The organism is Clostridium vitabionis (assembly GCF_015351765.1).
Taxonomy (GTDB): domain Bacteria; phylum Bacillota; class Clostridia; order Lachnospirales; family Lachnospiraceae; genus Clostridium_R; species Clostridium_R vitabionis.
This window is the reverse complement of record NZ_JADKQA010000004.1, coordinates 121,677-147,175: the sequence shown is the minus strand read 5'-3', so window position 1 is coordinate 147,175 and position 25,499 is coordinate 121,677. Positions and strand designations below refer to the sequence as shown.

The following is a 25,499-nucleotide window of genomic DNA, read 5'->3' as shown; positions in this document are numbered from 1 at the left end:
CGGCGCGCGGCATAACCTCCGCGCGGGTATCTATCTCATCTTCTCTCATCCAGACTGTACTGTCGGCCCCGGAATCTCACCGGATCATGCCTTTCGGCTCGCGGGCTTTACCGCCGGTGGGGAATCGCACCCCGCCCTGAAGACGCTGTATTCTGTTTTTCCGGAATCTTCCGGCTGCTTACAAAATTGATCATACTCCCGGAGATGCCGTCCGTCAAGTGACATCCCGATATCCGGCGAGAAACTGCCTGGTCCGCTCGTGCTGCGGCTTGTCGAAGACCTCCTCCGGCGTTCCCTGTTCCAGGATCACCCCATTGTCCATGAAGAGCACCTTGTCCGCCACATCATGGGCGAATTTCATCTCATGGGTGACGATGATCATCGTCGTGTGCTGCTCCGCCAATGACCGGATGACCCGGAGAACCTCGCCGGTCAGCTCGGGATCGAGCGCCGAGGTAGGCTCATCAAAGCAGAGGATGTCCGGATGGAGCGCGAGTGCGCGGGCGATGGCCACGCGCTGCTGCTGTCCGCCGGAGAGCTGGTGGGGATAATTATTTGCCCGGTTGAGCAGCCCCATCATGCCGAGGAGACGGCGCGCCGTCTCCTCGATATTGGTGAACTGCGCGCCCGTTTTATCCGCCGAAAGCAGCTTCGGCGCGAGCGTGACATTTTCCAGTGCCGTGTACTGGGGGAACAGATTGAACTGCTGGAACACCAGGCCGAAGTGCAGCCGCTTTTTCCGAATCTGCTCATCGGAAAAATGCGTGTGCGCGGAGCCGTCGAACAGGGTCTCCCCATTCACGATGATCTGCCCCTCATCCGGGGTCTCCAGAAAGTTCAGGCAGCGCAGGAGCGTCGTCTTGCCGCTCCCCGAGGATCCGATGATGGAGAGCGCCTCGCCCTTCTCCATGGTGAAGGAGATATCCTTCAGGACCTCCGTCTGCCCGAAATTCTTTTTTACATGCTGAACCTTGAGTAACGCCATGCCTGATCCTCTCTCTTCCGAAATCTTTTCACAACCGCTCAGAAATAACTCAGTTTTTTCTCCGCCTCATGGAACAGCCAGGTCAGGAACGCGCTGAACACCAGGTAGTACACGCCGGTGTAGAACAGCGGCCAGATGATGCCGGCGCTCTTGATGAAAGTCTGCCCGGCCCAGATGACCTCATAGACCGCGATCACGCGGGCGAGGGAAGTATCCTTGACCAACGTGATGATCTCGTTGGAGATCGGCGGGACAATATTCTTGATGACCTGGAGCAGGATGATTTTCCGGAAAATCTGGCCGTTCGTCAGACCGAGAACCTTGCCTGCCTCCGTCTGCCCCACCGGCACGCTCTGAATACCGCCCCGGTAGATCACGGAAAAATAGCAGGAGTAGTTGAAGACGAAGGAAACCAGCGCGGCCGTGAAGCGCCCCGGATCGCCGGGGCCCCAGATGTTGACGCCGAACATCAGGCCCGGGCCGAAGTAGATGATCAGGAGCTGCAGAAGCAGCGGGGTGCCGCGGACAATCCAGATGATCAGGTTCACCGGGACGGAAATGACCCGGTTTCTGCTCATCGAGCCGAAGCAGATCAGCAGCCCGAGGGGCAGGGCAAAAAGAAGGGTCAGGCAGAACAGCTTGATCGTCATCAGGAATCCGCCAAAAAGGGCCAGCGTAACGTTAAGAAACATGAGTTTTCTCCTGGGATACGCGGAAATCGACAGAGCGCTCACGGCTCTGCCGATCCCCGGAAAATGTTATCGCCGCGGCGCTGATGCGGACCCGCCGCCCCCGCAGGGACAGGCCGGGCAGCTTCTCCGCGGCATGGACAGATCAGTCAACAAGCGCGTCCTGGACGCCGTACTTCTCCGCCAGCTCCTTGAGCGAGCCGTCCTTGCGGAACTTGTCCAGCTCCTCGTCGATGAAATCGGTGAGGTCAGAACCCTTGCGGCAGCCGATTCCGTACTCCTCGGTGCTCAGCTCAACCGTGTGGGTGAGGTTCGGGTAGGAGGTGCCGTCGCCGATCATCGCGCCCGCCATCAGGAGATCAATGATCGCCGCGTCAGCGGTCTTCGCCTGGACATTCATCAGCGCGTCCGCCTGGGACGAAACCTCGGTCGTCTTGAGGCCATTCTCCTCAGCAGCCTCCTTGCCGGCGGAGCCGACCTCAACCGCAAAGTTCAGGTCCTTCAGGCTGTCCTTATCCTGATACTTGTCCGCCACGTCGGACGGAACCACAACCACCTGGGCATTGTTCAGGTACGGCTTCGTGCAGGACAGGGACTTGGTCACCTCGTCGGTCAGGGTCATCCCGTTCCAGACAACGTCCACGCTCTTGTTCTCCATCTCCAGGATCTTGTTGTCCCAGTCGATCTCGACAAACTGTGCCTCAACGCCGAGATCCTCAGCTACCTTTCTCGCAAGGTCAGCGTCAAAGCCGATCCACTCGTCCGAGCCCTGTTCCTTGTAATCCATCGGCTCAAAATCCGTGATGCCGACAATCATCGTGCCCTTGCCCTTGATATAAGCAACGTCGCTATCGCCGGATGCCGCCTCCGAGGACGCCCCGGACGCTGCCTCCTTGGAAGCCGCCTCCGTCGTCTCCGCGGCGGAGGACGCCCCTGCTGCCGTCGTCTTCGCGGACGAGCCGGAGCCGCCGCACGCTGCCATGGACATGGCCAGAATTCCCGCAAGGATCCCGCTGATCAGTCTTTTTCTCATAATTTTCTCTCCCTGTCTCTGTACTCTTTTCTCCCGCACCCGGCCTGCTGAAACCCGGGTGCCGCGGCCGGGATCTGCCCGGTCTCCGCTGGTCAATACGAAAAAACAAAAGCCCCGCCGATTTCAGCACGTTTTCACTTTACCATGCTAAAATCGACAGGGCAATCATACCATAGGGCCGGAAAGGCTGTCAAGCGCTATCTCTCTCCCCGCATGTGCTGAACAGTGGCCAGCTTACCGCTCCTCGCGGAAATACGGGAGCCCGAGGCTTTCCGGCGGCTGGCTCTCCCGCCGGTTCCGCATGCTGGTGATCACGAGGACGATGATCGTGACCACGTAAGGCAGCATCTTGTAGATCTCCTTCATGGACAGATTGGTTCCCGTCGGGATAAAGAGGTAGAGGATGTAGAGGCCGCCGAACAGCATGGAGGCCAGGATTCCCACCTTCGGCTTCCAGCCGGTGAAGATCACCAGCGCGATGGCCAGCCAGCCGCGGTCGCCGAAGGCGTCATTGGACCAGACGCCGCTCGCGTAATCCATGACATAGTAGAGGCCGCCGAGGCCGGCGATCATGCACCCGATGCAGGTGGCAAAATACTTATACTTGTCAATGCCTATGCCCGCCGCGTCCGCGGTTGCCGGATTTTCCCCGACCGCGCGGAGATAGAGGCCGGTCCTGGTCCGCTCGATCACATGGGAGGCAATCAGGGAAATGATCACCGCCAGGTACGCGAGGAAACCGTAGGACAGGAAGATTTTCCCGAACCACCCGGTCGAGCCGGCAAAGGGCAGGCGGCGGCTGAAGCACTGGCTTGTCGCCGAGAGGGCGATGGACGGGACGTCGCTCCCGGCGAGCTTCATCAGGGAACCGCCGAAGAAGTTGCCGACGCCGACGCCGAAGGTCGTCATGGAGAGGCCGACCACGTTCTGGTTCGCGCGGAGCGACACCGTGAGGAAGCAGTAGAGCAGCCCCATGAGGAACGACCCCAGAAGGCAGCAGAGGAGCGGGATCGCGATGGCGAGAAAGCCATTTAACGGCTGCCCGGCCATGGACTGCTCATAGAAGAAGGAACCGATCACCCCGCAGATGGCGCCCACGTACATGACACCGGGGATTCCGAGGTTCAGGTTGCCAGCCTTCTCGGAGATGGTTTCACCCGTGCTGCCATACATGAGCGGGATACTCTGGGCGACCGCCCGGGGAATGAAACTCACGAAATCAATCATTTTCCTTCTCCTTTCTGCCTCCGCGGAAATGTACCCGGTAAGTGATGAAGAATTCACTCCCGATGATGAAGAACAGGATAATCCCCGTCAGGATATCGCCGAACGACTGGTTCAGCGCGAACGTGGTGGAAATCTCGCCGGCACCCTGCTCCATAAAGACCAGGAGGAGGCTGCTGAGGATCATGCCCGCCGGGCTGAACTTCGCAAGCCAGGCGACGAGGACGGCAGTGAAGCCGCGGCCGCCCGCGATGGTCGTCGTGATGGTGTGGTTGGTGCCTGCCACGAGCAGCAGCCCCGCGAGGCCGCAGAGCGCGCCGGAGAGGAACATGGTCCGGATGATGGTTTTCCCGACCTTGATGCCGACATAGCGCGCCGTGGACTGGGATTCGCCGACGACCGTGAGCTCATAGCCGTGCTTGCTGTAGTTCAGGTAAATGTGCATCAGCACCGCCACAAGGACGACAATCAGGATGTTCAGCAGATACCGGTTCGAGCCGATCTGGGGCAGCCAGCCGGCCTGGGTCTTCTGGTTGATGATGCCGATCTTGCCGGAGCCGCGCGGCGACTCAAAGATGATGACGAAAAACGCCACAAGCTGTGTTGCCACATAGTTCATCATCAGGGTAAACAGCGTCTCGTTGGTATTCCACTTCGCCTTGCAGACGGCGGGGATGACGCCCCAGACGGCGCCGGCAAGGATCGAGGCCACCGCCGTCAGGATGATCAGCAGGGCATTCGGCATTTTCCCCCCGAGAAGGATCATGCAGAGCGCTGAGACCAGGCCGCCGGCAAGGATCTGCCCCTCGCCGCCCAGGTTCCAGAAGCGCATCCGGAACGCAGGCGCGAGCGCTAAGGCGACGCAGAGCAGCATCGCCGTCTCCTGCAGGGTGATCCAGGTCTTCCGCGCGGTCCCGAACGCGCCGGTGATCATCGAAGCGTACACCTGGATGGGATTCTCCCCGACAAGGAGCGTGGTCAGAAGGCCGCAGAGCACCAGGGCGAGGGCGATCGCAATCAGGCGGACCGCCCAGTTCCTGTACCACGGCGCTTCCTCCCTGCGGGTAATGTAGATGCCGGATTGCTTCTTTTTAGTCGTAGTCATCCTCGTCCTCCCTGAGCTCGGTCATCATGAGTCCTATCTCATTTTTCGTCGTCTTGTCCGCGTCCACGATGCCGCTGACCCGCCCGCCGCAGAGCACGAGGATGCGGTCGCAGAGCTCCAGCATGACATCCAGGTCCTCGCCGACATAGACGACGGCGACGCCCCGCTTCTTCTGCTCGTTGATCAGATGGTAAATGGTGTAGGACGAGTTGATATCCAGTCCCCGGACGGCATACGCGGTCAAAAGCACCGTCGGCGCGGAGGAAATCTCCCGCCCGACCAGGATTTTCTGCACATTTCCGCCGGACAGGCGGCGCACCGGCTCGGAGATGGACGCCGCGCTGACCTCCAGATCCTTGACCACCTTCTCCGCCAGCGTTCTCGGATCTGTCCGGTTGGTGAAAATGGACCGGCCCTTCCGGTACGACCGGAGCATCATGTTGTCCGTGAGGTCCATGTCCCCGACAAGGCCCATGCCGAGCCGGTCCTCCGGCACAAACGCGAGTGTGACGCCCATTGAGGCGATCTCCAGCGGATCCCTGCCGATCAGCTCATCCATTTTCCCATTGTCCTCGATGTAGGTGACCTTGCCCCGCTCGGTCTTCTGCAGGCCCGCGATCGCCTCCAGGAGCTCCTTCTGCCCGCTGCCGGAAATTCCGGCAACACCGAGAATCTCGCCGGAGTTCGCCGTGAAGCAGACATCATCCAGCCGGAGGATACCGTCGCCGGTGCGGACGGTCAGCCCGTCCACCTTAAGGCGCGGCTTCGGATTAACCGGCGCCGGCCGCTCGATATTCAGCGTCACCTGCCGGCCGACCATCATGTTGGTCATCTCCTGGGCGTTCGTCTTCTTTGTCTCCATATCCCCGATATAGCGGCCGGCGCGGAGGACAGCCACCCGGTCGCTCAGCTCCTCGACCTCGCGCATCTTGTGGGTGATGATGATCACCGTCTTCCCGGCATCCCGCATATTCCGTAGGACGCGGAACAGCTTCTCCGTCTCCTGCGGCGTCAGCACGGCCGTCGGCTCATCCAGGATCAGGATATTGGCCCCCCGGTACAGCACCTTCACGATCTCCACGGTCTGCTTCTGGGAGACGGACATCGTGTAGATCTTCTGGTCCGGATCCACATCAAACCCGTAGGCCTGGCAGATCGTGCGGATCTTCTCCGCTGCCGCCTTCAGGTTCAGGCGTCCCTTCTCCTCATGGCCGAGGACGATATTCTCCGCTGCCGTCAGTACGTCTACCAGCTTAAAGTGCTGGTAGACCATGCCGATCCCGTAGGAAAATGCGTCCCTCGGGGAACGGATCTCCGCCACCTCCCCGTTGATGAGGATCGTTCCACTGTCCGGCGTGTAAATGCCCGACAGCATGTTCATCAGGGTTGTCTTGCCGCTCCCGTTCTCGCCGAGAAGCGCCAGAATCTCCCCGCCGTAGACATCCAGCGACACGTCGTCGTTCGCCCTGACCGGCCCGAATGTCTTGGTTATGTTCCGCATGGAAACAACCGGTTTCCTGCTCTCCATCTCCCGCTCCTTCCTGTGCTGCCCCTTCTGTCCCGGGGGATCTCTCTCCGGATATGTTTTCCCATGGCGCCGGGGAACTGTCCCCGGCCCATGGCAGAACGCATCCGCCCATAAATGACGGCGCGGAAGACCCCGGGGCATCACTGCCCCGGAACCTTCCGGCCTGTTTTTCCTTATAAACTCTGCCTGATCAGGACTTGGTGTCCAGGAGGTTAATGCCGTCGATCTTCAGATCGAAGTACGGGGCAGAGCGGTACTCGGACTCATGGAAGTAGCCGTCGGAAACCGCCTCGGTGTCGCCCTCGTAGTTCGGATCCGTGTCGACATCCGCCATGCAGGAGGTAACTTCCTTGCCGTCAACCGTGAACTTGGAGGTATCAAATACGTGGAGGGAACCATTTTCCAGCTCACCCTTCACCTTGTCGATCTCCTCCTGCGTACCCTCGGCGGCAGCCTTCGGGTTGACATCGGTCAGGGCCACGGAGCCGGTGGAGAGGTCGCCGGTCCAGTCGGTGTCGATCGGGTCGCCGTTCATCGCCGCGGTGATCGCATACTCAAAGTACGGCTCCCAGTTGATTCTGGAGGAAACAATGAAGGTGTTCGGGCAGGCGTCGACCGTGCTGCCGTTGTAGGAGACATCCGGAACGCCGGCTGCCTCGCAGGCGGTCGGGGCGCCCATGGAATCTGCGTGCTGGCTGATCAGGACGCAGCCCTCGTTGATCAGGTTGTTGGCGGCTTCCTTCTCAGCGGTCTCATCATACCAGGAACCGGTGAAGGTCACATCCATCGTGGCTGTCGGGCACTCAGAGCGTGCGCCCAGGAAGAAGGACGTATAACCGGAGATCACCTCCGCGTAGGTGAAGGCGCCGACATAGCCGATCTTCGCCTGATCCGCGGTGATCTTTCCGTCCTTGATCATCTCGTTCAGCTTCATGCCGGCGGCAATGCCGGCGAGATAACGGCCCTCATAGATCGAGGCGAACGCGTTGTGGAAATTGTCCACGCCGGCGGTATGCGCCTGGGTACCGCTCGCGTGGCTGAACTGGACATCCGGGAACTCCTGCGCCGCCTGAAGGATATAGTCCTCATGGCCGAAGGAATCGGCGAAAACGAAGCCGCAGCCGGAATCCGCAAGCTTAGCGGCGGCATCATAGCATTCCTGGCCTTCCGGGATATTGGTCTTCTGGACCATCTCCACGCCGAGCTTATCGCAGGCCGCCTTTGCGCCCTCCATGAAGTTCTTGTCATAGGTAGAGTTCTCGTCATGCAGGAAAATAAAGCCTGCCTTGAAGTCCGACTTCGCGCCGGCAGCTTCCGTCGACGCCGCGCCGCTCTCCGCCGCTGCCGCAGCCGTGGAACCGGATGCCGCCGCGGTTGTGGCGGAACTGCTGCTTCCGCCGCAGGCTGCGAGCGCTGCCGCGCACATAGATACTGTCAGCATCAAACTTACCGCTTTTTTCATTTTTTCCTCCTTGAAGTGGATCTATAGGTAAGATTGCTCATTGAGCACAGATTTACCGGCGGAACTTGATCACGCCGTCAGACATCGACTCGATCATCGCGAGACTCTCCACCCGGATGCCCTTCTCCCGCAGCTCGTCGCCGCCCTGCTGGAAGCATTTCTCAATCGCCACCGCGGCGCCGGCAAGCTCCGCGTCCGCCTGGCGCACCAGGTCGATCAGCCCGCGGAGCGCATTGCCGTTGGCAAGGAAGTCATCGACAAGAAGTACGCGGTCACCGCGGGTGAGGTAATCGCGGCTCACCACGGCCTGATAGTCGTTGCCGTGCGTGAACGAGTGGACGCTGGTCGCGTAGACCTCGCCGTCCACATTGCTGGTCCGGTGCTTTTTCGCGAAGACCACGGGAACCTTCATGATCATGCCGGCAGCCGCGGCGATCGCGATGCCGCTGGATTCGATGGTCAGGATCTTTGTCACGCGGGAGCCCGCGTAAAGCTTCGCGATCTCCTCGCCGATCTCCCGGAGAAATACGGAATCAATCTGCTGGTTAAGAAAATTTCCGACCTTCAGGATGCCCCCCGGAAGGACCTTGCCCTCCGTCAGGATCTTCTCTTCCATCTCACGCATGTCTGCCCTCTCCCGCGCATTCAAAATGAAGTTGTATTTATTCAGAAACGATAGCCCTTAAGGGAATGTTGATAACCCTAACTTTATCTCTTATGCCCTTACCTTGTCAATCATTAACCCGGATTTCAGCGGAAGGATTGTTGGGTAATATTCCGCCTCCGCATCGGGCGCCTGCGGGATATCCCGGCGTATGCGCCAAGCAGGAACAAAGCCGGGTACGCGGCGCGATATTCCGGCATTGATCAATAATTATACAATGGATTCCCCGGGAAGCTTCCCTTATTTATACAAGTTTTACATTGCCCCTCCGCCGGCCTGCCGGTACCTTTTGTCGCTTTCGCCAGTTTATTCCGGTTTTTTCAAGATTTATTTTATATATTTTACAAATATTATTGATTTGTCTATTCAGACAATTTATAATCAATTTTAGCTGAATAGATACGGGTCAACACATGGGGAGTATGACCAAGGAGGAAAAATCTATGAAAAAAGTGATCGCTATGACACTCGCGGCAGCAATGGCAGCTTCGATGCTCGCCGGCTGCGGAGGCGGTTCCTCATCTGCCACGACCGCAGCGGCGGGATCCGCCGGGGCATCAGGAGACACCACGGCGGCGGCAGATACACAGGCCGCGGCGGACGATGATGACTACCATCTGGACATCAAATTCTCCAACGTTTTCCAGCCGACCGAGTGGAACTACAAGGCTTCCGAGAAGCTGGCAAAGGAAATCACGGAGAAGACTGACGGCCACATCACGGTAACCTACTACGGCCAGAACGAGCTGGACTGCTACGGCGATTCTGTAACCCAGGCAGTCAACGGCGCAGACTGGATGGGCCTCGAGGAGCCGTCCCTGTTCGCTGACTATGTCGGTGACACCGCTGTGCTCGTCGGGCCGATGCTTTACCGCAACGACGCCGAGTACAATTACATCATGGATTCCGACATTGTCAGCGACATCAAGCAGAGGCTGGCAGAGCAGAATATCCACATCCTGGATACCCAGTATTCCTTCGGCTTCCGCAACGTGGTCACCAACCGTGACATCGTGAAGCCGGACGACCTGAAGGGCGTAAAGATGCGCGCCACCTCCTCCGCCCTGTTCGTGAAGACGCTGGAAGCCATGGGTGCCACCGCCGTCCCGATGTCCTTCACCGAATGCCTCTCCGCCATCTCCTCCGGCGTAGTTGAGGGCTTCGAGGGATCGACCTCAACGCTGGCTGGTGCCGGTGCGCCGTATGAATTGGTGAAGAAGGTTGCGAAGACCAATCACCTGATGGCTACCCGCTGGCTGTTCATGCCGGAAGACCTCTATCAGTCCATCCCGGAGAAGTACAGAACCGTCATTGACGAGTGCGCGAAGGAATGCGGCGAGTGGGAGCAGAAATCCTGCGAAGACGATGAGGCCAGCATGATCGAGATGCTGAAGCAGAACGGCGTCACCTGGAACGATGTGGACACCGAAGCCTTTGAGGAAGCCTGCGCACCGGTCTATGACTGGATTGTCTCCGAGTACGGCGCGGATCCGGATCTTCACCAGAAAATCGTCGATGAGCTGACCGAGTTCCGTAAGACAGAGCCGGCGGAGAGCACGCAGGCCGACGGAGCCGCGGCAGCGGAATCATCTTCCGCAGCGAAATAAGGAAGAGTTCTTCAGAGAAGGGGTTCAAAATTAAACACTGGCGGGAGGTTCCGGAGCCGGTCCCGGGGGGATGACCGGCCGGATGTCCGCACAACACAACCGGATATTCAGCTGCAGTTCGCAGAGTGGGAAGAGAGGGAACTGCGGGAGGCAGTCCCTGTCCCCATCTCGGACTGCCTTCCCGCCGTTCCTTTTTCTTCTTCCGTGCCTGCCGGAAAGGCTGACACCACCCTGCTCCCCCTTTTTTCTTATCCTGCCATGAGAGGATCTCGAATCGATGAAAACAAAAATAACCGGAAAAACCATTCTAAGTAACCTCGATACAATCATCACCGGCACCACGCTGCTGATCTGCGTTATCCTGGTCAATGTCAACGTACTGATGCGTTATTTTATCAATCGCCCGCTCAAGTGGTGCGATGAGGTGGTGACCAGCCTCTTCGTCTGGACCGTCTTTATCGGGACCGCCTATGCCCACCGCCGCCACGCCCACCTGGGAGTGGACATCCTGGTCAATCTATTCCCCCCGAAGGGGAAGCGCGTGATCCAGTTTATCATGGACATTCTTCAGATTCTCGTCCTGCTGATGCTGACCGTCATCAGCGCGCAGTACGTTTATCATCTGATCTATGTGCGAGGCGTCTACAAGCTGACGATGACAGATACCCTCCGCGTTCCGAAATGGTGGACCGGTATCGCTGTCCCCATCGGCTTTGGCCTCTCACTCATCTATGCCGTCTACTTTTTCCTGAAAGACCGGCTGCACCTGATCAAGGGCTTCAAGCCACAGGCGCCGATCTTTGAGGAGGAGCCCGAGGTCACCCCGATCGAGGAACATATCCACGAGGATGTGGCGTCCCCGGACGATACCGCGAAAAAGAACCTCGAAGAGAAATCCGCCGAAAAAACTATTTCCCCGGAAACTCCCCTGAAAAAGGGCAGTGACGGCGGAAGGAAGAAAACGAAGAAAGGAGGCCGGAAATCATGACGCTCACCTTTACCCAGATTATCCCGATCATCATGGTATTCTTTCTCTATTTCTTCGGAATGCCGATCGTCTATGCCCTGTTTGGCTCCACATTTTTCTTCTTCCTCGTGCTGGACAATGCCACCGCTCCCTGGACCATCCTGCAGAAGGTCATGAACTCCACAATGTCCTTCTCCCTGCTGGCGATCCCGTTCTTCGTCATGTCTGGTTCCGTCATGAACTTCGGCGGAATCAGCGATAAGATGATGGACTTCTGCGAGTGTGTCACCGGGCACATGAGGGGCGGCCTCGCGCAGGTCAATGTCCTCCTGTCCATGCTGATGGGCGGATGCTCCGGATCCGCCAACGCGGACTGCGCGATGCAGTCCAAGATGCTGGTGCCCGCGATGGAGAGAAAGGGCTACTCCAAGGCATTCTCCGCCGCTATCACCGCCGCCTCCTCCGCCGCCACGCCGGTCATCCCACCGGGCGTCAACCTGATCATTTTCACGCTGATCGCGCAGGCATCCCTCGGCCGCACCTTCGCCGCAGGCTATATTCCCGGCATCCTGATGAGTGTCTCCATGATGATCGTGGTGGCAATCATCGCGAAAAAGCGCAATTATCCGAAAGTTCATGAGCATTTCCCGCCGTGGAGCGTCGTGGGAAAACAGGCACTGACGTCCTTCTGGGCACTGTTCTTCCCGTTTGGCATTATCCTCGGCATGCGTTTCGGCCTGTTTACCCCGTCTGAGGGTGGTGCCGTCGGCGTCCTCTACTGCTTTATCATCGGCAAGGTCGTCTACAAACGTCTCACCCTCCGGGAACACCTGATCCCGATTATCCTGGACACCATCTCCGGCACCTCCAGTGTCGTTCTGATCATGGTGGCGGCCAATGTCTTCGGTCAGTATATGACCTGGATCAATCTGCCGAAGATCGTCGCCTCCTCAATCCTGGGGCTGACGAATAATAAGTATATCTTCCTGCTCCTGTGCAATGTGGTCCTGCTGATCATGGGCATGTTCCTGGAAGGCGGCGCGGCGATGATGATCATCACCCCGCTTCTCCTGCCGGTAGCCCTAAAGCTCGGCATCAACGTCTACCACTTTGGCCTGGTGGTCATCGTCAATATCATGATCGGCGGCCTGACCCCGCCGTTCGGCTCGATGATGTTCACCACCTGCGGCATCACGAACTGCCCCATCTCCGACTTCATCCGCGAGGTGTGGCCATTCATCGTGTGCCTGCTGGCGGTTCTGCTGCTGATCACCTTCTGCCCGATCCTTGTGACCATCCTTCCGGACCTGATCTACGGCCCGGCATAATTCGGAGCCTGAACAGTGACGGAAAAAGCCCCGTTTTCTGCCCAGCGCCGGAGAAAGAATTTCCTGATTTCTATAGTCTTCCGCGGACGATTCGTCTATAATGGAATGAGCCGGCCAAAAACAGCCGGAGCCTTCCGGCGTTATCGAAACGGGAGGCCAGAAGGGGGAGAACGTACTTATGAAAAAGGTCACCAGGTGGAAATCCGCGGGGAAGCTTCTGATCTTCCCGGCAGTCTTCTCGCTGTTTCTCATCGCGGGCTCTGTGAACGCCTACGCCGATGACCAGGCGGCCGCGGACGACAGCAGCGCTGTCTTTATCTACCGCATGTACAACAGCAAAAAGGGCGGTCATCTCTACACCGCAAGCTATGAGGAAAGGAACAATCTGGCCCTCTCCGGCTGGACGTATGAGGGCATCGGCTGGATCGAGCCGTCAAGCTCCTCCACGCCGGTCTACCGCCTCTACAATGCCCGGAACGGCGACCACTTCTTCACCGCCAGTGAGGAGGAGCGCGCGGGAATTGCCGCCCAGAGGGACTGGCGTGACGAGGGTGTCGCTTTCTACTCGGACGATCAGCGGGAAGTCCCGGTCTATCGCGCCAGCAACGTGAGCGGCCAGCACAGCTACACCACCAGCGCCGAGGAGATCTCAAACCTCACCGCGGCGGGATGGAACGCGGAGGACATCGCCTGGTACGCCGCAAACAGCAGCGCGCAGGATCCGCACCCGATGACGATCGCCGCCGGGATCGATTTCTCCGCGGTCTATGACTATACCTATTTCCGGGATCACCATCCCGATGTCGTGAACGAGGTAGGCAGCTCCGACGCGGCGCTGATCACCTATTTCGCCGAGAAGGGCATGGACGCCGGCCTTGCCGGAAAAGAGAACTACGATCAGGGAACCTATGACAGCCTTCACCAGCAGGTCATTGCCCGGAGAAGCCCCATGCTCCGGAAGGCGTGGGAATACAGCAGCCCGACCGGCTACCTGATCCTGACCGACCAGTCCACCTACACGACTGCGGTCTTCACCGGATCAAAGGGCAACTGGACGCAGATCCAGAGCTTCCCCTGCGCCGTCGGCGCGGGCGGCGCAACCCCGGACGGCGTCTACAGCTCCGGCATCAAGGAGCTCTACTTCGGGACGAACGCATACCGCTGCTGGTACGCGACGCAGATTTCCGGCAATTACCTGTACCACTCGACGCTGTACAAGCCGGAGGGCGCGCCGCTGCACTCCATCGACGACAGGACCGGCAGGGCAATTTCCCACGGATGCATCCGTCTCCCGCTGGATGACGCGAAATGGCTCCACGACAACATCCCGCGGGGAACCACCATTGTCATTTATCACAGCTGAACGGACAAACGGGGACACCTTCGGGTGCCCCCGTTTCCATACGATCGGAGGACCAATGAACGAAAATCTTACCGCTGACGAACGTTACCGCAGGCTCCGCGCCTGCACGCTCTATCTTCTTGACATGGACGGCACCCTCTACCTCGGGGACGAGGTCTTCGACGGGGCAGTGGACTTTATCCGCACCCTGGAGGCGACCGGCCGCAGCTATATCTACCTGACCAACAACTCATCCCGTGCGGGCGAGGACTACATCACCCGCCTCAGGCGCCTGGGCTTCCCCTGCGAGCGGGAAAATGTCTTCACCTCCGGCATGGCCACCGGCCTCTGGATGCGGGAGCATGCCGCCGGGAAACCGGTCTTTGTCGTGGGCACCCGCGCATTCCAGCGGGAGCTGGCAAGCTACGGGGTAAATCTCCTGACCGCATCCCTGGATGACAAAAGCCTTCCCGACCGGGTGGACACGGTCTGCGTCGGCTTCGACACAGAGCTGGTCTACCGGGATCTCCAGCTTGCGGTCCACTACCTCCGGAAGGGCGCCCGCTTCATCGCGGCCAATCCGGACTGGGTGTGCCCCATGCCCGGCGGCGAAGTCCTGCCGGACTGCGGGAGCATCTGCGCCCTGCTGACCGCCTCGACGGGAGTAAAGCCCGTCTACATCGGCAAACCGGACCGGAATATGGTTGATCTCATCTCAGAAGAAAGAAAGATCCCGAACGGGAAAATCTGCTGTGTCGGCGACCGGCTCTACACGGACATCGCTGTCGCCCAGAACGCCGGCGCCGTGTCCGTCTGCGTCCTCTCGGGGGAGTCTGACCAGGCGATGATCGACGCCGCGGAGCGGAAGCCGGACTATGTCCTCCGGGATGTGAAGGAACTCGCCGGCATTCTCCGGCCATGAGGGAGGGATCTGCCTTGAGCGCGCCAGCTTTCATCATCGAGACCGAACTCAGCCATAGCCGCCTGACCGGCCTCGCCCACATGCAGTATGACCTGTTCTGCGTGAAAAACCGGATTTCCCGGACGCTCGTCGCCATAAGCGTCATCGGCATCGGCGCCCTGTACATGCCCGCCTGGTGGAGCTTTCTCCTGATCGCCTACGGCGGCTACCTGCTGACCGGGCGGTACAACCAGGCCAATCACACGGTAAACCAGGTGGAGAAGACCATCGAGGCCTCCGGCCTCGGCTATCCGCGCGACCGGCTGGAATTCACCCCCGCCTGCCTCCGCGTCATCCCGCAGCCGGCAAAGAGCAGCGAGGTCACCGTCCTCCGCTTCCGGGACATCGCCGGGATCGGCGAGGACAGCGAAAACTATTATATTTTCCGCGACAGGTTCGGCGGCTATGTCGTCCCGAAAGCGGCTCTCGGCAGCCGTGAGCAGGAATTTCGCGATTTTCTGGAAAATGCGTCCGGCAGGCACATTAACCGGCCGCAGATCCCATTTCTCTCCCTCAGGGCACGACTGAGAGACCGCTATACAGAAAGGAAAGGATGATTTTATGGATATTCTGGATCGTTTTCTGATGTATGCAAAAATCGGAACCCAGTCCTCGGAGGACGCGGAGGCCCAGCCGACCTCGATCGATGAATTTGATCTCGCCCGCCTGCTGGAGCAGCAGCTCCGGGACATGGGCGCCCAAGATGTGCGGCTCTCCGAATACTGCTACGTCTATGCACGGATCCCGTCAAACCTCGACCCGGCGTCCCCGGAAGCACAGAAGACGCCGAAGCTCGGCTTCATCGCGCACATGGACACCTCGCCGGACGCTCCCGGAAACGGCGTTTCGCCGCGCATCATCCACGCCTACGCAGGCGGCGACATTGCCCTCGGCAGCGGCGCCGTCCTCTCGCCGGTCACCTTTCCTGCCCTCCGGGCAGCGATCGGTGATGACCTCGCGGTCACCGACGGGACGACCCTGCTCGGCGCCGATGACAAGGCCGGCGTCGCCGAGATCATGGATCTCGCGGAGTATCTGCTCACGCACCCGGAGGTAAAGCACGGGGAAATTGAGATCGCCTTCACCCCGGACGAGGAGGTCGGGCGCGGAACCGAGCATTTCGACCTTGCCGGCTTCGGAGCCGATGCCGCCTACACCGTGGACGGCGGGACCCTCGGCCATCTGGAATACGAGAACTTCAACGCCGCCGCGGGCACAGTCCGCATCCGCGGCGTGAATGTCCACCCCGGGAGCGCCAAGGGGAAAATGGTCAACGCAAGCCTCGTCGGCATGGCGTTCAATGCCCTCCTCCCGGAGTGCCGGCCGGACAACACCGACGGCTATGAGGGCTTCTTCCATCTCTGCTCCATCCGCGGCGACGCCTCGGACTGTGAGATGAAGTACATCATCCGCGATCACGACCGGGACAAATTTGAGGAGAAAAAACGCATTTTCCAGGAGGCCGCCGACACCCTGAATGAGAAATACGCGGGCACAGATGCCTCGGTCGAGGTCACGCTCCGGGACCAGTATTACAATATGAAAGAGAAAATCAAGCCGTACATGTTCCTGATCGACGCGGCGGAGAAGGCCACTCGGGCGGTCGGCGCCATCCCCGAGGCGGTTCCGATCCGCGGAGGCACCGACGGCGCGGTGCTCAGCTACAAGGGGCTCCCCTGCCCGAATCTGCCGACCGGCGGGGAGAATTACCACGGGGTGTATGAGTACCTGAACATCAACGCGATGCGGAAGATCGCCGCCATGCTGGTGGAGATCACCAAAAACATGGTCGGCGCGCGGGATTGAGCCAGCCGTGGAATCTGCCGGGGTGCTTCCGGAAGGCAGCGAATCGCCGGGACGCATCCGGCGTCACGAAATCTGCCACCGGACGTGGCTGCCCTCCCGGTCTCGGGTGACAATCAGCTGGTCCTCGATCTCCATCTTGAGTTCGCTCACATGGGAAATAATCCCGATCAAGCGGGAGTTTTCCGCCATCCCCTGCAGGACGCGCACCGCCTGCTCGCGGGCGTGGTCGTCCAGGGAGCCGAAGCCCTCATCGATGAACATGATGTCGGGGTGAACCGCCGCGGAGTTCTCCTGGATCTGGTCGGCCATGCCGAGAGCCAGGGAGAGCGCCGCCAGGAAAGATTCCCCGCCGGACAGCGTGTTCACCGACCGCTCCTTCCCGGTGACAGTGGAATAAACCGTCAGGTCCAGGCCATGGTTCTTCCCCTCGCCGGCGCGGTCCAGGCTGACCATCCGGAGCTCGAACTGCCCGCCGGACATCCGGCGGAAGCGGAGATTCGCCGCGCGCAGGATCCGCTCCAGATACCAGCGCTGTACGAAGGTCTCGATATCCATCCGGGAGCCGCTGCGCTTTCCCCCGAGCCGGCCGAGCAGGCTGTCCATCCGGGTAAATTCCCTGAGCAGCTGGCTGCGTTCCCGGAGATTTGGCTCCAGCGCCCGGAGGGCGCGCGCATTTGCCCGGGACGCCGCGGAGATCTTCTCCAGCTTATCCTGGGCGGATGAGAGAACCTCCTCCGCCCTGCCGAGGGCGCTCCGGATTTCGGAGAGCTCTGGTTTTTCCCGTCCGCCGATCGCCTGATCGGCGGACATTTTCATGCTCTCCGCCGCCGCTTTCCGGCTTCTCATCTGCTCTGCCTCCCGGCGGATCTCCTCAGCCTCCTCCTTCCTGTGCTCTGCCGTGATCTTCTGCCAGGCCTCCCCCGCCAGCGCTTTCTCTCCGAGAACCTGTTCATATTCCGCCTTTCGCTGTGCGGCCTCCGCATCACGCCCCGGGAGCTCCCCCGCATACCGGGTAATCAGTGCCGCCGAGCTGTCCCGCGAGGTTCCCGCCCTGCGGAGGCGTTCCTCCGCGGCCTTCTCCGCCTGATCCGCTGCCCCCGTTTTCGCAAGAGCCTCCCGCTTTGCCGCGATGGCGGCTTGTTCATCGGCATAGTCCCGGGAGCCGTTCATCGACGCCAGCGCGGCCCTGGCTGCCGCGAGCTCTGCCTCCGCCGCACGGTCCGCCGCCTCCGCCAGCTCTTCCCCTTTCCTGAGCTCTGCTCGGCGGCTGTCCGCGTCCTGCAGCTGTTTCTTAAGCCCGGCAAGTTCTTCCGCGTCCTTCCGGAGTTTTCCCTCTTTCCCGTCGAAAACGGCGCGGTCCGCCGAAAGACGCGCTGCCAGGGATTTCAGCAGGGCAATTGCCTGCTCAAGAAGCACAGAAAGCTCCTCAGCCCCGGCCTGACGGGTCACCGGAAGATCCACGCCCGCCGTAAACCCGGCCACCGCCAGACGGCCCGGGCCGCCGCCCGCCGGGAGCTGGTCCGCGCCCGGAAGCGCTCGGATCCCCGATGCCAGCCTGTCCACGCTCTCCGTGAGGCGCTCGACAGACCCCCGGAAAGCCTCCGCCGCCTTCCCGGATGCCTCGGCAGCCTTCTGGCGGAGCTCCGCCGCCTGATCAGCTTTCTTTTTCCGTTCGTCTACCGCCTCTCGGGTAAGCTTCTGATCCTCCGGATTGAGCGCGCAGGGATGGGGATGCGAGACCGACCCGCAGACCGGGCATGGCTCGCCATCCCGGAGCGCCCTCGCGAGAAAGCCCGCCTGAGCCCGGAGAAAGCTGTCCTGCCCGCGCTGCCAGGCCTGATCCGCCGCATGGTAGCCGTCCTCCGCCCGGACGAAGGCCTCCGCCGCCTTTTCCGCCGCTTTTTTGTGGAGAAATGCCTGATTGGCGAGTTTTTTTGCCGCCTCCGCGTCCCCTGCCAGGCTGTCGCGGGCATCCCTCTCCGCTGTCCAGGCATCCAGGCGGCGGTCAGCCTCCGCGAGCTCCTCCGAGCGCATTTTCCATTTCTCCGCCCGCGCCTCAAAGGCCGCTTCCGCTTCCCTCGCCTCCCTGAGCGCGGCCAATGCCCCGGCCCTCTTTTCCCCGCACTCCCGGACTGCCTTTCCGGCAGCCGCGATCCGGGAAAACAGGGAGAGTGCGCGGTCCGCGCGCTCGGTAATCCCGGCCGCCTCCGTGGCGGCTTCCTTCTGCGCTTTTCTCGCCGCCTTCTCCGCCTCCCCGGCGGCAGCATACTCCGCCTCCAGGGACGGCATCTTCCCTCTCTCCGCGGCGAGCTTCTTCCGGATCTCCCGCGCCTCATTTTCCGCATCCGCGAAGCGCCGGTAGACCTCCAGGATCTCATAAGATTTTCTGATCGTCTCCCCGAGCGCAAGCCGCTCCCGGAGGGCCGGCTCCCGGGCGCCAAGTTCCCGAAGCTCCCGCGCAGCCTGCTCCCTCTGGGCGAAGAACTTCAGCAGGTTCTCCGCGCTGGCAGCCCGGTCTCTCTGCCGGTCGCGCTCCTCCTGGGCTTTCCGGACCTCCTCCGCAGCCTGCGCTTTCCGGGCGTCCATCTCCGCGGAGACGTTCCGGAGGCCATCCAGAAATTCCTCCATGTCCGTCACCGGGATCTCCCCGCCTTCCATCATCTTTTTCTGCAGGGCGATGAGGCTCACCGCGCCGCCGGCATCCGCCGGAATCTCCGCGTGCCCCGCTTCCGTGAGAAAGACGGTTCGCACCGCGTCGAGCTCCCGGTTCTTCGCCTTCCGCCGCTCGGCCAGCTCATGGACAATCTCCTGATATTTTCCCGTGCCGAAAAGCCGCCGGAAGATCTCCTTGCGCTCGTCGGAATCCGCCCGGAGGAGGTTCATAAACTCCCCCTGGGCGATCATGCCGACCTGCATAAACTGCGCGCGGGTGAGGCCGAGGATCTCGACGAGCCGGCTGTCCGTCTCCCGGACATTGCCCTTAAACGCGGTGCCGTCCGGCAGATAAAGGGTCACCCGCTCTGCCGTGAGGCTGGTTCCTGTCCCGCGCTTCTTCGGCCGGAAATGCTGCGGCGACCGGACAACCGTGTAGATCTTTTCCTCCCCGCCCGCCGTCTCGGAGAAGGTGAGCTCCACCATGGGCTCAGCCCCTGCGGCGGCAAACTGGCTTTTCAGCCCCGTGCCGGCGCTTCTCCCCTCGGAGGCGCTGGTCTCCCCGTAGAGCGCGTAGACGATCGCGTCGAAAATCGTCGTCTTCCCCGCCCCGGTATCCCCGGTAATGAGGAACAGGCGCTGGTTTGGCTTTGTAAAATCGATCTCTGTCCTGTCCTTATAAGAGACAAATGCCTGCATCGTGAGTTTCAGCGGTCTCATTCTCTTTCCTCCCCGACAGTATTGAGCACATCTCTGAGCAGTGCCTTCTCCTCCTCATCCACCTCCCCGAGAAAATCCAGGCAGAGCTCGTACGGGCTCTTCTCCGCCCGCGGAGAATACGGCGCGTCGTAATCCGCCCGGAGCACATTTTCCCGGCGGATCTCCAGAAGATTGGGAAATGCGTTCCTGAGCCGGTCCTGCATATCCATGACATCGAGGTCGCTGGTGTCCGTGAGGATCACCGAGACGTAATCCTCCGAGGGCTTCCGCAGGATCTCCGCGAGTGTCCCCCGGAGTACCCGGATCTCCCGGAGGGGCGTCAGGGGGAGCACGCGGATGGCGGTATCCCCCTTCTTCCCGAGCTCCACCTCAAGAATCCCCTTCTGCTGCCCCGCTTCGTCGACCGAACAGGCCATGGGCGTCCCGGGATAGCGGTAGATTTCGCTGCCCACCTTCATCGGCTTGTGGATGTGCCCGAGGGCAGCATAGTCAAACGGCGCCAGCACCTCCGCCGACACCTGGTCGATGTTGCCCACGGTCCGCACCTCCGAGCTCATCCGCTCAACCTCCTCCGCGTTCTTCCCGGCGGGGAGATAAAACTGGTGGCTGACCAGGACATTCCGCTCCGCGGTGTCCACCTGCTCGCGGGCAATCAGGCAGCGGAGCGCCTCGTCATAGCTCATGGCGGTGCCATTTTCCCGGTTTCCCGTGATCAGCCGGACCATGGACGGGCGGACAAACGGCAGCAGGTAAAAATTCACCGGGCCGAACGCATCCCGGAGTGTCACCTTCTCGAGATGATCCTCCGGCCTCTCCGGCGGCAGCCCGATCATGTGGACCTTCTCCCGGGACAGCAGGCCGCGGAACAGGTTCGTCCTGGCTGCGCTGTCGTGGTTTCCGCTGATCATCATGATCTCCGCCTCCGGCACCGCCCCGCGGAGGGCGGTGACAAAATGGTCAAAGAGGGCGACCGCCTCCACGGAAGGCACCGGCTTATCGTAGAGATCCCCGGCGACCACCACCGCGTCCGGCTTCCGCGCCGCCGCGAGGTCCGTGATCCGGTCAAGGATGTAGGCCTGATCCTCCAGGAGATCCATATTCAGCAGTTTTAATCCGATATGAAGATCCGAAAGATGGAAAATTTTCATACTTTTTCTACTCCTCTCGCAAAAATGTGCAGAAATCATTCCGTTTTCGTGCTGTGCGGAGCAAAATGTGCCGTTTTCTATATCTCGTTTTTGAAATATGCACAAATTATGATGACTATTTTTTCATATATCGCCGTTAATTTCTTCGTATTTCAAAAATTTGATGTGTTATAATCGTCAACACAGACAGTTTTTCCAAGCCATCCGATATTTTTTTGTATATTCTCTCCATCCGCGCCCTCATGTACAGGATCAACGATTTGGTCATTGATCTTTAAAAATATGTGAATGATAATATGAAACATATTTGAAAAACAGAATGTTCTTTGCAAAGGCGCAGACAATCCTTCCGGAATTTCCGGGCAGTGAGGCTGCGCCTTTCTGTTTTTCAAATCCAAAGGCAGCGGCCGCTGCAGGATCCGACGGCAGCCGCGAAGCGGGGGACCGCCCGGCAGATGCCTGCCGGCACAGTCTATTATATCAGGGGAAGGGCAGCGAAGAAACCGCCGCTCCGGATCAGGAAAAACCGTCGGATACTATCCCGGATGCCAGGGCATCCCGGGCAACCCACAGGAGGTGCAAACAGCATGAGAATCTCGGAACATCCCATTCTTCAATTTGACCGGGGAGAAAAAGTTACCTTTTTCTATAACGGAAACCCGGTCGAAGGCTACACCGGTGAGACCATCGCCGCGGCGCTGCACGCTGCCGGCGTCCGCACCCTCGCCCACAGTCAGGAAAAACACCGCCCGCGCGGCCTGTTCTGCGCGATCGGCAACTGTTCTTCCTGCTTTATGACCGTCGACGGCGAGCCCAATGTCCGCGTCTGCGTCACAAAAGTCCGGAGCGGCATGGATGTGCGCGAACAGGATGGAAAGGGGGTAATCACCATTGATTAAACAGGTCGAAGTTCTCATCGTCGGGGGCGGCCCTGCCGGCCTCTGCGCGGCGGACGCCGCGGCTTCCATGGGCGCTCATGTGCTGGTCTGCGAGCGCTTTGATTTCCCGGGCGGGCAGCTGGTCAAGCAGACCCACAAATTCTTCGGTTCTGAGCATCAGTATGCCGGCGAGCGCGGTTTCCAGATCGGACAGATCCTGACGGAGAAGGTGAAAGCCAATCCGAATATCGAGATCATGACAGACGCGGAGGTTCTCGGCTTCTACGAGGACGGCGTCGTCACCGTCCTGCACGAGGGAAAGCATTGGAAATACAAGCCAGAAAAAATCATTGTCTGCACCGGCGCCTCCGAGAAATTCCTGGAATTCCCGGGCAATGACCTTCCGGGCATCTACGGCGCGGGCGCTGTCCAGACGCTGATGAACCTCTACGGCGTCCTGCCGGCAAAGCGCGCGCTCATGGTCGGTGCGGGCAATATCGGGCTGATCGTCTCCTACCAGCTGCTTCAGGCCGGTGTCGATGTCGCCGGCGTTGTCGAGGCAGCCCCGAAGATCGGCGGCTACCTGGTTCACGCATCCAAGATCCGCCGCGCGGGCGTCCCGATCCGCACCGGCTACACCGTTAAGGAAGCCTACGGCAATGGGGAGCTCGAGGGCGTCATCATCGCCAAGGTCGATGAACATTTCCAGCCGATCCCGGGCACAGAGGAGGATGTCAAATGTGACACGCTCTGCCTCGCCGTCGGCCTTTCCCCGCTGACCGAGCTGCTGTGGCAGGCGGGCTGCCATATGGCCTACATTCCGGAATTTTCCGGCCATGTCCCGGTCAAGGATGAAAATCTGGAGACCTCCGTCAAGGGGATCTACGCGGCGGGCGACTCCACCGGCATCGAGGAAGCTTCCTCCGCCATGGTGGAGGGCAAAATCGCCGGCTACGCCGTCGCTGAGGCCCTGGGCTATCAGAAGGAAGAAGCCGAAAAGCGGAAGAAGGAGGCCATCGCGGAGCTCACCGAGCTCAGATCCGGCGACACCGGCGCCAAGGTGCGCTCCGGCCTTGCCAAGATGGCGGAACACAGAATCATGGAGATGACGGCGGACGGCATGGGCGAACTGCCCGGCGAGCTTGCCGCGAAGGGAGGTAACTGCTGATGCTGTATCAGGATGGAATCCCGACAGAGGAAGACCTGGCCAAGGTAATGCCCTCCGCGGAGAGAATGAAAAAGGGCGCATTTGCGATCACCGAATGCTTCCAGAATATCCCCTGCAACCCCTGCATGACCGCCTGCGCGAAGGGCGCGCTCAAGGTCGAGCCGGACATCAACCAGCGCCCGAAAATCGATTATGATATCTGCAACGGGTGCAGCGCCTGCGTATCCAAGTGTCCCGGCCTCGCCATTTTCGTCGTCGACATGACCGCCGGCGATTCCGCGCTGGTCCGCCTGCCCTATGAGTTTCTTCCGGTCCCCGCGAAGGGCGATATGGTGACCGGCCTCGACCGCGAGGGGAAGGCCGTCGGCACATTCCCGGTGGAGAGCGTCGTCTCCGGCGGGAAGAAGAACATGACCTGGGTCATCGGCATCCGCGTTCCGGCGGATCTCGCGATGACTGTCCGCGCCATCAGAGTGGGAGGTGAAGCGTAATGGAAGACCATGTGATCAATCCCGGCTCCCCGGAGTCGAAAAAGGCACTTGAGGCACCGATCGACCCGAAAACCCGCGAGGCGGAGGAAAATACGATCATCTGCCGCTGTGAGGATATCACCCGGGCGGAAATCATGGACTGCATCCGGGAGGGCTACTGCACCATCGATGAAATCAAGCGGGTAACCCGCGCCGGCATGGGTCCCTGCCAGGGACGCACCTGCCGCCTGCTGATTGCCAGAGAGCTCGCCAACTATTACCATGTTCCGATGGAGGAAGTGCTGATGTCCACTTTCCGTCCGCCGACAAAGGCAATCAGCATGGGCACACTCGCAGACGCATGGAATAAGGAGCACGCAGGAGGCGGAAAAGCATGAAAAAGGGTTATGACGTCATCATCATCGGCGGAGGCATCATCGGCTGCGCCACCGCCTTCGAGCTGGCGAAGCGCGGCATCACCGATGTCCTTCTGATTGAAAAGCGCTTCCTGACTTCCGGCGCTTCCGGCCGCTGCGGCGCCGGCATCCGCCAGCAGTGGGGCTCCGAGCTGAACGCCCGGATCGCCCTCGAGAGCACGAATATCTTCGAGCACCTGGAGGAATACACCGGCTATTCCCGGAACTGCGGCCTTCACCAGGGCGGCTACCTCCTGGTGGCCTACACCGAGAAAGAGTGGGATCAGTTCCAGAAGAACCTTGAGGTTCAGCATAAGCTCGGCATTGATTCCTACGCCGTCGATATCCCGCAGATCAAGGAGATCTGCCCCGGCATCAACACCGAGGGCATGTACGGCGGGACCTTCTGCCAGAAGGACGGCCATGCGGACCCGTTCCAGTGCACACAGGCTTACGCGACCGGAGCTGCCCGCATGGGTGTAAAGTTCCTGACCTATACCGAGGTCACCGGCCTCCTCACCGAGGGCGGAAAAATCACCGGCGTGGAGACCACGCGGGGCAATTTTGAGGCGAAGACCGTCATCAACTGTGCCAATGTCCACGCCCCTGAGCTGGCGAAAATGGTCGGCGAGGATGTCCCGGTCATCTCCGAGCGGCATCAGGCGCTGATCACGGAGAAATACGCGCCTGTCCTGGACTGCATGGTCATGTCCTTCGTCAAGTCCTATTATGTCCAGCAGGAGCCGAACGGCAGCTTCCTGATGGGCATCGGCACGAAGAACGAGGATCCGAGCTTTAATTTCAAGTCCAGCTGGCAGTTTCTTGAGGAGAACTGCGCCGTCATGTGCGACGCCCTGCCCTTCCTGCGCAAGACCAAGGTCATCCGCCAGTGGGCCGGCCAGTATGATATGAGCCCGGACTGCAACCCCGTCATCGACGAGGCGGCTGAGGCCAAGGGCTTCTGGACCGTCTGCGGCTTCTCCGGCCACGGCTTCATGGTCGCCCCGAGAATCGGCATCCTGATGGCCAACAAGATTGCCGGCATGGACGACAGTATGGATATCGCCATGTTCAGCAAAGAGCGCTTCAAGACCGGCAAGCTCCTTCTGGAGCCGGCTGTCGTCTGACCTTCTCCTGCCCTGCGGGAGCGGAACCTGGTTCCGCTCCCGCTTTTTTTCCCGAACATGAGGCATTGGCAGGATTCCCTTCTCGATTGCCCCTTGTTCTGGTGTATTTTACCAATATGAATAGATTTGCAGATTTTTTGTTATTTTTCAGAATCATGTTTACATATCGTCTATTATGTAGTTACAATAGTTATGTCAAATGACAGCAGAGCTGTGCAT

Annotated in this window: 23 protein-coding genes and 1 riboswitch; of the genes, 12 read left to right on the top strand and 11 right to left on the bottom strand. The window is 60.1% G+C overall.

Features of this window, described 5'->3' with window-relative positions:
* Window positions 1-33: 33 nt before the first annotated feature.
* Window positions 34-148, bottom strand: a riboswitch (FMN riboswitch).
* 66 nt (window positions 149-214) lie between these two features.
* The 8 genes from ISF27_RS09130 to ISF27_RS09095 all read right to left on the bottom strand — a co-directional run bounded on the left by ISF27_RS09130 (window position 215) and on the right by ISF27_RS09095 (window position 8,651).
* Complete coding sequence (locus tag ISF27_RS09130; protein ID WP_194611192.1) at window positions 215-985, bottom strand: amino acid ABC transporter ATP-binding protein; 771 nt, start codon at window positions 983-985, stop codon at window positions 215-217.
* 38 nt (window positions 986-1,023) lie between these two features.
* Window positions 1,024-1,677, bottom strand: coding sequence for an amino acid ABC transporter permease (locus tag ISF27_RS09125; protein WP_194611191.1), 654 nt, complete (start codon window positions 1,675-1,677; stop codon window positions 1,024-1,026).
* A 142-nt stretch (window positions 1,678-1,819) separates the two neighbouring features.
* A complete protein-coding gene (locus ISF27_RS09120) occupies window positions 1,820-2,707 on the bottom strand; it encodes a transporter substrate-binding domain-containing protein (protein WP_194611190.1) in 888 nt (295 codons plus the stop codon).
* A gap of 234 nt (window positions 2,708-2,941) precedes the next feature.
* Window positions 2,942-3,934, bottom strand: coding sequence for an ABC transporter permease (locus ISF27_RS09115; RefSeq protein ID WP_194611189.1), 993 nt, complete (start codon window positions 3,932-3,934; stop codon window positions 2,942-2,944).
* Window positions 3,927-5,036 (bottom strand): ABC transporter permease, encoded by a 1,110-nt coding sequence (locus tag ISF27_RS09110; RefSeq protein WP_194611188.1) that lies wholly within the window; start codon window positions 5,034-5,036, stop codon window positions 3,927-3,929. The genes ISF27_RS09115 and ISF27_RS09110 overlap by 8 nt, the downstream gene beginning before the upstream one ends.
* Window positions 5,023-6,564 (bottom strand): ABC transporter ATP-binding protein, encoded by a 1,542-nt coding sequence (locus ISF27_RS09105; RefSeq protein WP_194611187.1) that lies wholly within the window; start codon window positions 6,562-6,564, stop codon window positions 5,023-5,025. The genes ISF27_RS09110 and ISF27_RS09105 overlap by 14 nt, the downstream gene beginning before the upstream one ends.
* Window positions 6,565-6,754: 190 nt before the next feature.
* Entirely contained in the window at window positions 6,755-8,026 is a 1,272-nt protein-coding gene (locus tag ISF27_RS09100) for a BMP family ABC transporter substrate-binding protein (protein ID WP_194611186.1), read from the bottom strand.
* A gap of 52 nt (window positions 8,027-8,078) precedes the next feature.
* Window positions 8,079-8,651, bottom strand: a complete 573-nt coding sequence (locus ISF27_RS09095; protein ID WP_194611185.1) for a xanthine phosphoribosyltransferase — start codon at window positions 8,649-8,651, stop codon at window positions 8,079-8,081.
* Window positions 8,652-9,133: 482 nt separating this feature from the next.
* On the opposite strand from ISF27_RS09095, the gene dctP reads away from it, so the two are divergent.
* The 7 genes from dctP (at window position 9,134) to pepT (ending at window position 16,701) form a co-directional block, all read left to right on the top strand.
* Window positions 9,134-10,297 carry a TRAP transporter substrate-binding protein DctP gene (gene dctP / locus ISF27_RS09090; RefSeq protein ID WP_194611184.1) on the top strand — a complete coding sequence of 388 codons (1,164 nt, stop codon included), beginning with the start codon at window positions 9,134-9,136 and terminating at the stop codon, window positions 10,295-10,297.
* Window positions 10,298-10,574: 277 nt separating this feature from the next.
* Window positions 10,575-11,285, top strand: a complete 711-nt coding sequence (locus ISF27_RS09085; protein WP_194611183.1) for a TRAP transporter small permease — start codon at window positions 10,575-10,577, stop codon at window positions 11,283-11,285.
* Window positions 11,282-12,592: a TRAP transporter large permease gene (locus ISF27_RS09080; RefSeq protein ID WP_194611182.1), complete on the top strand. Its 1,311-nt coding sequence runs from the start codon at window positions 11,282-11,284 to the stop codon at window positions 12,590-12,592. Before ISF27_RS09085 ends, ISF27_RS09080 begins: the two co-directional genes overlap by 4 nt.
* Before the next feature lie 178 nt (window positions 12,593-12,770).
* Entirely contained in the window at window positions 12,771-13,955 is a 1,185-nt protein-coding gene (locus ISF27_RS09075; RefSeq protein WP_194611181.1) for a L,D-transpeptidase family protein, read from the top strand.
* A gap of 55 nt (window positions 13,956-14,010) precedes the next feature.
* Window positions 14,011-14,856, top strand: coding sequence for an HAD-IIA family hydrolase (locus ISF27_RS09070; protein ID WP_194611180.1), 846 nt, complete (start codon window positions 14,011-14,013; stop codon window positions 14,854-14,856).
* Between the two features lie 14 nt (window positions 14,857-14,870).
* Window positions 14,871-15,452, top strand: coding sequence for a YcxB family protein (locus ISF27_RS09065; protein ID WP_194611179.1), 582 nt, complete (start codon window positions 14,871-14,873; stop codon window positions 15,450-15,452).
* 4 nt (window positions 15,453-15,456) lie between these two features.
* Complete coding sequence (pepT, locus tag ISF27_RS09060; RefSeq protein WP_194611178.1) at window positions 15,457-16,701, top strand: peptidase T; 1,245 nt, start codon at window positions 15,457-15,459, stop codon at window positions 16,699-16,701.
* A gap of 63 nt (window positions 16,702-16,764) precedes the next feature.
* On the opposite strand, the gene ISF27_RS09055 is transcribed toward pepT, so the two are convergent.
* The 3 genes from ISF27_RS09055 to ISF27_RS09045 form a co-directional block, all read right to left on the bottom strand.
* On the bottom strand, window positions 16,765-20,073 hold the full coding sequence (locus ISF27_RS09055) for an AAA family ATPase (protein ID WP_194611177.1): 3,309 nt from the start codon (window positions 20,071-20,073) through the stop codon (window positions 16,765-16,767).
* A complete protein-coding gene (locus tag ISF27_RS09050) occupies window positions 20,070-21,221 on the bottom strand; it encodes an exonuclease SbcCD subunit D (RefSeq protein ID WP_194611176.1) in 1,152 nt (383 codons plus the stop codon). Before ISF27_RS09050 ends, ISF27_RS09055 begins: the two co-directional genes overlap by 4 nt.
* A 152-nt stretch (window positions 21,222-21,373) precedes the next feature.
* Window positions 21,374-21,613 carry a hypothetical protein gene (locus ISF27_RS09045; RefSeq protein WP_194611175.1) on the bottom strand — a complete coding sequence of 80 codons (240 nt, stop codon included), beginning with the start codon at window positions 21,611-21,613 and terminating at the stop codon, window positions 21,374-21,376.
* 195 nt (window positions 21,614-21,808) lie between these two features.
* Between ISF27_RS09045 and ISF27_RS09040 the strand changes: the two genes are divergently transcribed.
* The 5 genes from ISF27_RS09040 to ISF27_RS09020 are packed head-to-tail and all read left to right on the top strand — an operon-like array spanning window position 21,809 to window position 25,280.
* Window positions 21,809-22,120, top strand: coding sequence for a (2Fe-2S)-binding protein (locus ISF27_RS09040; RefSeq protein ID WP_194611174.1), 312 nt, complete (start codon window positions 21,809-21,811; stop codon window positions 22,118-22,120).
* Entirely contained in the window at window positions 22,113-23,267 is a 1,155-nt protein-coding gene (locus tag ISF27_RS09035) for an NAD(P)/FAD-dependent oxidoreductase (RefSeq protein WP_207727423.1), read from the top strand. The genes ISF27_RS09040 and ISF27_RS09035 overlap by 8 nt, the downstream gene beginning before the upstream one ends.
* Window positions 23,267-23,758, top strand: a complete 492-nt coding sequence (locus ISF27_RS09030; protein WP_194611173.1) for a 4Fe-4S dicluster domain-containing protein — start codon at window positions 23,267-23,269, stop codon at window positions 23,756-23,758. Before ISF27_RS09035 ends, ISF27_RS09030 begins: the two co-directional genes overlap by 1 nt.
* The gene (locus ISF27_RS09025) at window positions 23,758-24,135 is read left to right on the top strand and encodes a (2Fe-2S)-binding protein (protein WP_194611172.1); all 378 of its coding nucleotides are present in this window, start codon (window positions 23,758-23,760) and stop codon (window positions 24,133-24,135) included. The genes ISF27_RS09030 and ISF27_RS09025 overlap by 1 nt, the downstream gene beginning before the upstream one ends.
* A complete protein-coding gene (locus ISF27_RS09020; RefSeq protein WP_194611171.1) occupies window positions 24,132-25,280 on the top strand; it encodes an NAD(P)/FAD-dependent oxidoreductase in 1,149 nt (382 codons plus the stop codon). The genes ISF27_RS09025 and ISF27_RS09020 overlap by 4 nt, the downstream gene beginning before the upstream one ends.
* Window positions 25,281-25,499: the final 219 nt, after the last annotated feature.

What these genes read in the sequence shown, in the direction of transcription:
- ISF27_RS09130 (WP_194611192.1), bottom strand. Translation starts at nt 985, where the DNA reads ATGGCGTTACTCAAGGTTCAGCATGTAAAAAAGAATTTCGGGCAGACG.
- ISF27_RS09125 (WP_194611191.1), bottom strand. Translation starts at nt 1,677, where the DNA reads ATGTTTCTTAACGTTACGCTGGCCCTTTTTGGCGGATTCCTGATGACG.
- ISF27_RS09120 (WP_194611190.1), bottom strand. Translation starts at nt 2,707, where the DNA reads ATGAGAAAAAGACTGATCAGCGGGATCCTTGCGGGAATTCTGGCCATG.
- ISF27_RS09115 (WP_194611189.1), bottom strand. Translation starts at nt 3,934, where the DNA reads ATGATTGATTTCGTGAGTTTCATTCCCCGGGCGGTCGCCCAGAGTATC.
- ISF27_RS09110 (WP_194611188.1), bottom strand. Translation starts at nt 5,036, where the DNA reads ATGACTACGACTAAAAAGAAGCAATCCGGCATCTACATTACCCGCAGG.
- ISF27_RS09105 (WP_194611187.1), bottom strand. Translation starts at nt 6,564, where the DNA reads ATGGAGAGCAGGAAACCGGTTGTTTCCATGCGGAACATAACCAAGACA.
- ISF27_RS09100 (WP_194611186.1), bottom strand. Translation starts at nt 8,026, where the DNA reads ATGAAAAAAGCGGTAAGTTTGATGCTGACAGTATCTATGTGCGCGGCA.
- ISF27_RS09095 (WP_194611185.1), bottom strand. Translation starts at nt 8,651, where the DNA reads ATGCGTGAGATGGAAGAGAAGATCCTGACGGAGGGCAAGGTCCTTCCG.
- dctP (WP_194611184.1), top strand. Translation starts at nt 9,134, where the DNA reads ATGAAAAAAGTGATCGCTATGACACTCGCGGCAGCAATGGCAGCTTCG.
- ISF27_RS09085 (WP_194611183.1), top strand. Translation starts at nt 10,575, where the DNA reads ATGAAAACAAAAATAACCGGAAAAACCATTCTAAGTAACCTCGATACA.
- ISF27_RS09080 (WP_194611182.1), top strand. Translation starts at nt 11,282, where the DNA reads ATGACGCTCACCTTTACCCAGATTATCCCGATCATCATGGTATTCTTT.
- ISF27_RS09075 (WP_194611181.1), top strand. Translation starts at nt 12,771, where the DNA reads ATGAAAAAGGTCACCAGGTGGAAATCCGCGGGGAAGCTTCTGATCTTC.
- ISF27_RS09070 (WP_194611180.1), top strand. Translation starts at nt 14,011, where the DNA reads ATGAACGAAAATCTTACCGCTGACGAACGTTACCGCAGGCTCCGCGCC.
- pepT (WP_194611178.1), top strand. Translation starts at nt 15,457, where the DNA reads ATGGATATTCTGGATCGTTTTCTGATGTATGCAAAAATCGGAACCCAG.
- ISF27_RS09055 (WP_194611177.1), bottom strand. Translation starts at nt 20,073, where the DNA reads ATGAGACCGCTGAAACTCACGATGCAGGCATTTGTCTCTTATAAGGAC.
- ISF27_RS09050 (WP_194611176.1), bottom strand. Translation starts at nt 21,221, where the DNA reads ATGAAAATTTTCCATCTTTCGGATCTTCATATCGGATTAAAACTGCTG.
- ISF27_RS09040 (WP_194611174.1), top strand. Translation starts at nt 21,809, where the DNA reads ATGAGAATCTCGGAACATCCCATTCTTCAATTTGACCGGGGAGAAAAA.
- ISF27_RS09030 (WP_194611173.1), top strand. Translation starts at nt 23,267, where the DNA reads ATGCTGTATCAGGATGGAATCCCGACAGAGGAAGACCTGGCCAAGGTA.
- ISF27_RS09025 (WP_194611172.1), top strand. Translation starts at nt 23,758, where the DNA reads ATGGAAGACCATGTGATCAATCCCGGCTCCCCGGAGTCGAAAAAGGCA.
- ISF27_RS09020 (WP_194611171.1), top strand. Translation starts at nt 24,132, where the DNA reads ATGAAAAAGGGTTATGACGTCATCATCATCGGCGGAGGCATCATCGGC.